Consider the following 7,363-nt stretch of genomic DNA (forward strand, 5'->3'; position numbering starts at 1 on the left):
AGGTCCCGTCTTCATGCCCTGGCCACGGCAGGATCACCCGACCGGGAATCCGCGTTCGACCCGCACGTTCCATGATCGGTTGAGATACGGCTTCTTAGAGTTTTGCGCCGACTGCTCGGAGCGCGAGTCACTATATGACCAGGAACCCGAGTGGGATCGACAGTATGAAGATCAAGCCGACACCGGTCCAAACCCCCACGTCCGACTGACGGCCATGGTCAACGATCTCGTCAAAGCGACAGGTACCACATATCGGGAAGTGAATGCACGCCTTAACCGCAGGGTCGGAGTGATCAGCAGGGTCGGTGCCGATGAACAGGTCATCCGCCGTGCAGTCAGTGCCGCCCGCGCATGGCTCGACCAACTCGATTCTTCCACCTGACCAGTACCGACGAGACGGAGAACATCTGGCTTCTGCTTGGCCAGTAAGCCCCTCCCGACGAACCGATGAGATGTGACTGCCTCAGGCCGCGGTCGTCACCGAACCACAGTTCTCGGGCAACTCCCTGACTGTCATGTGCTGTTGCGGCGGGTCGCCGAGATGCAGCCAACCGCTGCAGCCCGTATGTTCCGCAGGACGCCTGCGCGGCCTGGCAGCGGACGGCCTGGGCCGGGGTCTGGTGGGCGCGCTTGGTTGAATCGGCGCATCTGGCCATGCCATTCCAGCAGGAGTTTGACGCCCTTTCGCCTTCCGAACTACGCTACATGCCGAATCAGATATCAAATCAGGGATGGAGGTGGGTTGGGGTGTTGCTGACGACCGGGCAGGCTGCGGAAGAGCTCGGATGCGCGATCACCACGTTCCGCCGCCTCGTCTCTGCCGGGCTGCTGCCGGGCCTGTCCCGGCGCGGCGTACGCGTCATGGTCCCGCTCGAGGTCGTCCAGGCCCTGCAGACGCGGCGGCAGGCCCCCCTCGACCAGGTACCGGCCGCGGAGATCGCCGTCCTGCGGGTCGATGCGGCCCGGCGGACGGAGGAGACGGAGCGCTCCTGGCTCGGCTTCGCGGCCACTCTCCCGCCCGAGGACCTGCTCAAGGCTTTGCGCGGCTGGTGGCGGTGCGACCCTGCGAGTGTCGCCGCCGGGGGAGTGCTGCCCGTGACCCTCGCGGGCTACGTCGTGGCAGTCCTGACCGGCCTGGAGCGGTGGGAGAAGAACGACGAGGGTCGTCACGCCTTCCCCGATGCCCGCCTGGCCGGCTACGTCACCGACCTTGCCGCCCCGCAAGCCCGCTTCGCCTCCCGCGCGGACGGCGACCGGCGGCTCGCCGAACTGCTCCTGAGTACCCGCCTCAGCTCTCACTCAGGGGGAGCCGTCGCCTACGTCACCACCCACACCAGCGCTGACTGAACCGGTCCGGACAAGGAACGCCCGATGGACGCACAGAGCTACAGCACCGCGCTTGCCGATCTGCGTACCGTGCGGGACCAGATCAAGAAGACCCGGGCCGCACTGGCGAAGCAGGAAGCGGACCGCGACAAGCTGATCGTCCGGGTGGCCTCCTACACGAAGGCGAAGGCAGAGCGGGTCGCCCAGGCGGCCGGGCTGGGCGTGGTCGATGTCGTCGCCCTTGCCCCGGCCCTGGCCCCCGAAAGCCTCGCCACGCACGACGTCCCGCAGCCTCCGGCGGCCGAGCCGCCCGCGGCCCAGGCCACCCCCGAAGCCGCACCGTCCCCGCCGCAGCAGACCGAGGCCGGCCCCGCGATGATCACCGCCGCCGCGCGACCTGCTCCGTCACCTGCCCCCGCAGAACTCGAGGCCCCGCAGGTGGCTGCAGCGGCCCAATCGCCGCGGGATCTGCCCTCCATCCCCGCAGGTGCCAGCGGCGATGCCTGGCTCGCCGCCGTCCCTGGGCTGGCGTCCACCCGGCCCAACTTCACTCAGCAGGCCCGCTCAACCGTCTTCCTGGACACCAGCACCGGCGTCCTGGTCCACCGCCAGCAGACCCACCATCTCGACCTCGGCAGGCGGACGGCCGCCGACATCCTCACCGCGGTGTTCCGCACCATTCCCGAGGGCGTGGAGCGGATCTACATCACCGCCGGTGATCCCTGGCATCGCGACGCCGACCGCTACCCCTACCTTCGCGACGCCGTCGCCGCCTGGCTCAACGCACCGATCCCCGGCTGGCGTGCCGACACCGGCCGCGGTCGCGACCGGATGGCCGGGCACTTCGTCCACGCCCGCAACCCCGTCGGCCGCTACCAGCGCGAAGCAGGCGATCAACACGTCGAGATCCGCTCGGTGGGGGAGTGGTTCGACACCGACGGCGACGATCCCGCCGTCATCCGCGACGCCTTCGTCCTGCTGTGGCAGGCCCTGCGCCGCCACTGGAACGACGCCGTGATCATGGGCTCACCCTCCCAGACCGGCCGCGATCTGTGGACCCGCACCATCCCCCAACGCGGCCAGTACGCCGACGGCTTCCCCGTCCTCTCGGAGGAACTGCGCGGCCTGCTACACGCGACCGCAGGCCAGGGACGCAACGAGCTCATCACCCCGCCACGCGTCCCCGACGACCTGCCCCGGCTCGTCGAGTACGACCGCACGTTCGCCTACGCCAAGCACACTTGGAAGTCCCCGGTCGGCACCCCCCGCCGCATCACCGCGGCCACCTTCGCCTCCTGGTCGGAGAAGGAGCAGATGCGTGCCCTGTACGGGTGCGGGCACTGGCAGGTCCGCGTGACCGTCCCCGACACCTGGAACCACGTCGGCCTGCTGCCAGCCCCCGCCCCCGGTGACCGCGCCTGGCACTACCCGGCCACTCCCGGGACCACCTTCACCACCTGGGCCGGCGGACCCGAGATCCACACCGCCCTGACCAACCCCATCCAGCCGTGGAAGATCGAGATCCTCGACGGCATTTTGTGGGACGACGGCAAACCCCTCGACGACTGGGCCAAGAAACTCAAAGAGACCTGGACCAACCTCTCCGCCCAGGCCCAATTCCACGGCGACCCCCAGCAAGCCAGGGCCGCCCACCTCGCCTCCCGCGCCGTGCGCTCCATCCTCCTCTACGGCATCGGCGCCTTCGCCCAGCGCCCTCGCATGGTCACCGGCACCACCCCCCGCAGCATGGAACGCGACGTGCCCCCGGACGCCGAAATCATCGCCTTCGACGACGAACACATCACCTGGCAAAAGCCCACCGGCTTCGCCCGCGACCCCAACGCCCACCCCGAATGGGCAGCCGCCATCTGGTCCGGCGCCCGCGCCGCCCTCCTCACCCAACGCCACCGCGACGACAACACCTACGCCGGAGCCCTGCACACCCCGCCCGGCAGCGTCATTGCCTTCCGCACCGACGCCCTCTACCTCACCGAGGCCCAGAACTGGCCCTACCATCACCAGCCCGGTGACTACCTCCTGCGCGGCCACCTCAACGGTCCCCTGCCCGCCCCCACCAGCGAAGAGGAACTCCTCACCCTGCGGGACGCCGGACGCACCGCCCTCACCACCAGCCAGGAGCCCTGATGCCGTCCCGCCGCCGACGCCAGGCCACAAACCAAGGCGCTTTGAACGAGGCGGCCCGCCTGGCCGACCGGCTCCAACAGGCCGGCTACACCAAACGCGACATCGCCCGCATCATCGACCGGGACCCCTCCCTGGTCTCGCAGTTCTACACCAAGAACAAAGGCGCCGCCTTCGTCCCCGCCCTCCGCGAAGTCCTCACCGCCATCGAAGCAGGCGGCATCACCGACCTGCCCGAACTCACCGCCATCGCCGCCCGCCACATCACCCGCCGCACCACCGCCTCCGGCACCCGCGCCCGCGTACGCGGCAAAGCCGTCCTGATCACCCCCACCGGCACCGGCACCGGACGCGTCGGCACCCAGGCCATCGCCTCCGGCTCCACCCGTCTGCGCCCTCTGATCGCCGAAGCCGCCCGCCAGAGCCTGCGCCTTGCCTTCACCGTCCGCCTCGCCAAAACCGGCTACACGCACCCTTCCGGCAGCCGCACCGACTCACCCGGCATCCGCCGCGGCGTCATCCAACGCGCCGACCACTCCGAAGAACGCTCCTACGGCTCTGCCCAGACCGGCGGCTTCGACGCCGCCGACTTCGCCCGCCGGGTCGACGCCGCAGGCGGCGACGTCACCGCCGCCGTCCACCAATGGCTAGTGGAAACCGGACGCATCAACCCGGACGCGCACATCCTCCACCTGGAAGTACGCACCTGGCGCCCCCGCTAGCTCACTTCACGACCCGAGCAAGCAGCCGGCAGGCAGGCACCGATCCATGCGCCCCCTCCCAACCCCGTGAGCGAGCCGTCACTTACCCCTTGCTAACCGGCACCCCGCCCTGGGCATCAAGCGTCGCCGTTGCCGTTGGCGCCGGCACTCGTAGGGGCGTTGAAAGGAGCCTTCGCAGGCGGGCTGCTCGCCTACCCGACGAAGCCGTGACTCGCAGGGGCGTCGGGGTCTTCGGGATCGAGTTCCACTTCTTGGTGGATCAGTTCCGGTCGGCCATCATCGGCAGGGTCGTCATCGTGCTGGTTGCGCAGCAGGCCCTTCGCGCCAATGCGGCGCAACAGCGCAGCCAGCAGCGGTGTTTTCACGAAGTAGGTCAAGGCTCCCTCTGCCATACCGCCGATCCTCAGATGTCCCCGGTTGATTCCCACGAGATACAGCTCCCTGGAAACGCCATGTTCCAGGTCGCCCCAGGTCAGCGATTCCTTCGGCAGAAGTGCGAAGACCGGAGACCCTGACATGCCTCCCCAGCTGAACGAATGACACAGAACGCAGTTGGGGAATCGCTCTCGTCCTATCTCGGCCATCTCCCGCGGGTCCGAAGCCACCGTTCCGCTCACCAGGATGGGACGCTCTGCTGCGACGCCGTCGATGCTGGGGTAGCCCGGCATGAGGACCTGGGCACCAACGTGCAGCCGTTCTTGGAAGTCTGATGCGTTGGCCAGGCGGAGATTGCTCATCTCGGTGAGCTCGGGACATCCGCCGGGGATCGTCGCCCTCTCCAGATCGATGACTGCAACGTCAGCACCGCCGTCGGCGAATTCCGGCTGCGGGGACTGGATTGTGAACCGGATCGGCCTGGCGTCCCCGACCTGCGCAAAGCCGATCACCTCCACCTTGTCGATCCCGCGGCCGGTGGGCTTGGCGAAGCTCGGGTCCAGTACATGCCGGTTGGTGACAAGGTAGCCCTTGCGTCCGCCGGTAGGCAGCCGGCTCCTGATGACGAATCCGGTTCCGCTGCCGACGGTCTTCGAGTCCGAACCATCCGACTCGTACATATGCACCGTAAGTCGGAAAGATGCGTACAGGTGCCCTTCGTTGATCGTGCCGTCCCACATATCGCAGATTATGGTGCGAAGCTTGGTGTTGCAGGGAAGGCCGCCGCCAGCTTGTAGGAAACAGGGGGCGTTCGCATCGGCGCCTGGTCGGTTCCCGGCCGCCCTACCTGCTGATCATGGCTCCGGGAGACGACCGAGTCGGGGCGTTCGCCTGATGCCGGACGCCGCCGTGACGAACGCCGCGGCGATCACCATCACCGGCGGGGACAGGTCGGCCGACACTGGAACATACATGCTAAATGCGTAACTCTTCGCTACCTGCATGCCATTTGTTCCGGGCCGCGAGGGTGTAGAGCCGTTCGTACCTATCCACTTTCGGGGGACACCGCTCAACGGGTCGCGGCGGCTACGATCCCGGCAACCCACCCGCATGCAATTGCATATGGGATTTCACGTCCTGTGGGGAGCAATGCAGTGGTCCGTGTGCGCAGGCCCGAACGGGGGCTCGCTCGGTGGGGCAGGCATCCAGCGAACGAGAGGTGACAGCGGTGCAGTACAGCAACGGGACCGCCGCCCACGAGATCCAGGACGTGGTGTGGATCAAGAGCAGTCGCAGCAACGCCACGGGCAACTGCGTCGAAGTGGCGGCCCTGCCCGGAGGGGGAGCGGCGGTGCGCAATTCCCGCGACCCGCATGGGCCCGCCCTGGTGTACACGCCTCAGGAGATTGAGGCTTTCCTGGCCGGAGTCAAGGACGGCGAGTTTGATCACCTGACCGGCTGACAAAGCTGACGGCAACCGTCGGACACGCAGACTCTGAGTCTGCGAAACTGGCCCGGGTCCAAGGCTGTTTCGCAGAGGGGGGCTTGTATGTCCGACGGTTCTGCGGCGCGTGAGGAGACCCTTGCGCAAGTCATCCCGGTCCCGGAGCAGAGTGCCCGGCCGGAGGTCGCCGCCCGCCTCCTCGGGGAGGCACTGCGGCAGGCCCGCAAGGAGCGCAACCTGCCCCTGCGTGACGTCGCTCCGGTGATCCGCGGCTCGGTCTCCAAGGTCAGCCGCCTCGAGCGCGGTGAAAGCCCGCCCAAAGACCGAGACGTACGGGACTTGGTCGCCTACTACCAGCTCCCCAGCGAACAGGTCCACGAGATCGAGGGCTTGCTGCAGCAGGCCAAGGACAACGCCTGGTGGCAGCAGTACAGCGACGTCACCCCCAACTGGCTCAAGCGGCTGATCGGCCTGGAAACCGGTGCCACACGGATCGCCTGCTACGAGAACCACGTGGTCCCCGGACTGCTGCAGACCCCCGAGTACACACGCGCACTGGTCTCCAACAGCCTGCCCGGCGCTGGCCCAGAGGAGGTAGAGCGCCGGGTACGGCTGCGCCTGGAGCGGCAGCGCGTCGTGCGGGGCCCTCACCGGCCCAACATCATTGCGATGCTGGACGAGGCCATCCTGCGCCGGCCGGTGGGCGGCTCCGCGGTGATGCGCAGACAACTTGACCATCTCATCGAGCTGTCACAGCAGGAAGGCATCAACGTCCGCATCGTCCCCTTCGACCGCAGTGCCAGTGTCGCCCCCAGCTATCCCATCACGCACCTGACCTTCGGAGACGGCGGGCCGTCGGAGCTCGTCTATGTGGAGCTCATCGATAGCGCGATGTATCTCAGTCGGGCGACGGAGATCGAGCAGTACCGGCAGGCGCTGCTGAATGTCCTGAATGCCTCAGCACGCATGAAGAAGAGCCAGGAGCTGCTGACGGAGGCACGGGACTGGTACGCCGCTCACGCCGAACGCAGGTTGTACTGAGGAAGCACTCGGTCACAGCTGTGCGACGCCGCCCCATTCCACCCATTCCTCGTCCTGCGGACGGGCCACAACGTCGCTGTCCGGGCGCCAGTCCGGCACGTTGACCAGTCCGGGCTCAAGGATGTCGAACCCCTCGAAGAAGGCCCGCACTTCGTGTTCCTCGCGGACGCGTCCCCACGTGCCGTGCGTGGCCACCCGCATCAGTTCCGTCACCCGGTCCCGGGTTCGACGTAATTCGGGGGCCCTGGAGGTTCTGCGGGCCTGAAAGTGCAGGTCACGGGGTTGGAAGTCGTTCCACGGCTCGGAAGTGCCT

7 protein-coding genes and 1 pseudogene are annotated in these 7,363 nt (G+C 67.8%); 6 read left to right on the forward strand and 2 right to left on the reverse strand.

The window, feature by feature from the left end:
• The 4 genes and pseudogenes from AB0M27_RS45710 to AB0M27_RS45725 all read left to right on the forward strand — a co-directional run.
• Positions 1–382 (forward strand): annotated as a pseudogene (locus AB0M27_RS45710) (hypothetical protein); the annotation flags it as partial.
• A gap of 365 nt (positions 383–747) precedes the next feature.
• The gene (locus AB0M27_RS45715) at positions 748–1,347 is read left to right on the forward strand and encodes a helix-turn-helix domain-containing protein (protein WP_365731963.1); all 600 of its coding nucleotides are present in this window, start codon (positions 748–750) and stop codon (positions 1,345–1,347) included.
• 24 nt (positions 1,348–1,371) lie between these two features.
• Entirely contained in the window at positions 1,372–3,471 is a 2,100-nt protein-coding gene (locus tag AB0M27_RS45720; RefSeq protein ID WP_365731965.1) for a hypothetical protein, read from the forward strand.
• Positions 3,471–4,190 (forward strand): helix-turn-helix domain containing protein, encoded by a 720-nt coding sequence (locus AB0M27_RS45725; RefSeq protein ID WP_365731967.1) that lies wholly within the window; start codon positions 3,471–3,473, stop codon positions 4,188–4,190. Before AB0M27_RS45720 ends, AB0M27_RS45725 begins: the two co-directional genes overlap by 1 nt.
• Positions 4,191–4,381: 191 nt before the next feature.
• Here the strand turns inward: AB0M27_RS45725 and AB0M27_RS45730 are convergent, their stop codons facing one another.
• On the reverse strand, positions 4,382–5,305 hold the full coding sequence (locus tag AB0M27_RS45730; protein WP_365731969.1) for a serine protease: 924 nt from the start codon (positions 5,303–5,305) through the stop codon (positions 4,382–4,384).
• A gap of 488 nt (positions 5,306–5,793) precedes the next feature.
• On the opposite strand from AB0M27_RS45730, the gene AB0M27_RS45735 reads away from it, so the two are divergent.
• The gene (locus AB0M27_RS45735; protein ID WP_365731971.1) at positions 5,794–6,027 is read left to right on the forward strand and encodes a DUF397 domain-containing protein; all 234 of its coding nucleotides are present in this window, start codon (positions 5,794–5,796) and stop codon (positions 6,025–6,027) included.
• 87 nt (positions 6,028–6,114) lie between these two features.
• Positions 6,115–7,050 carry a helix-turn-helix transcriptional regulator gene (locus AB0M27_RS45740; protein WP_365731974.1) on the forward strand — a complete coding sequence of 312 codons (936 nt, stop codon included), beginning with the start codon at positions 6,115–6,117 and terminating at the stop codon, positions 7,048–7,050.
• Positions 7,051–7,062: 12 nt separating this feature from the next.
• Here AB0M27_RS45740 and AB0M27_RS45745 read toward each other — a convergent pair.
• On the reverse strand, positions 7,063–7,363 hold a 301-nt coding region (locus AB0M27_RS45745), incomplete at its 5' end, for an SAM-dependent methyltransferase (RefSeq protein WP_365731976.1).

The sequence above is a fragment of the Streptomyces sp. NPDC052107 genome, assembly GCF_040680215.1.
In the GTDB taxonomy this organism is placed as follows: Bacteria; Actinomycetota; Actinomycetes; order Streptomycetales; family Streptomycetaceae; genus Streptomyces.

Coding starts and splice junctions, on each gene's coding strand:
- AB0M27_RS45725 (WP_365731967.1), top strand. CDS start 3,471: ATGCCGTCCCGCCGCCGACGCCAGGCCACAAACCAAGGCGCTTTGAAC.
- AB0M27_RS45730 (WP_365731969.1), bottom strand. CDS start 5,305: ATGTGGGACGGCACGATCAACGAAGGGCACCTGTACGCATCTTTCCGA.
- AB0M27_RS45720 (WP_365731965.1), top strand. CDS start 1,372: ATGGACGCACAGAGCTACAGCACCGCGCTTGCCGATCTGCGTACCGTG.
- AB0M27_RS45740 (WP_365731974.1), top strand. CDS start 6,115: ATGTCCGACGGTTCTGCGGCGCGTGAGGAGACCCTTGCGCAAGTCATC.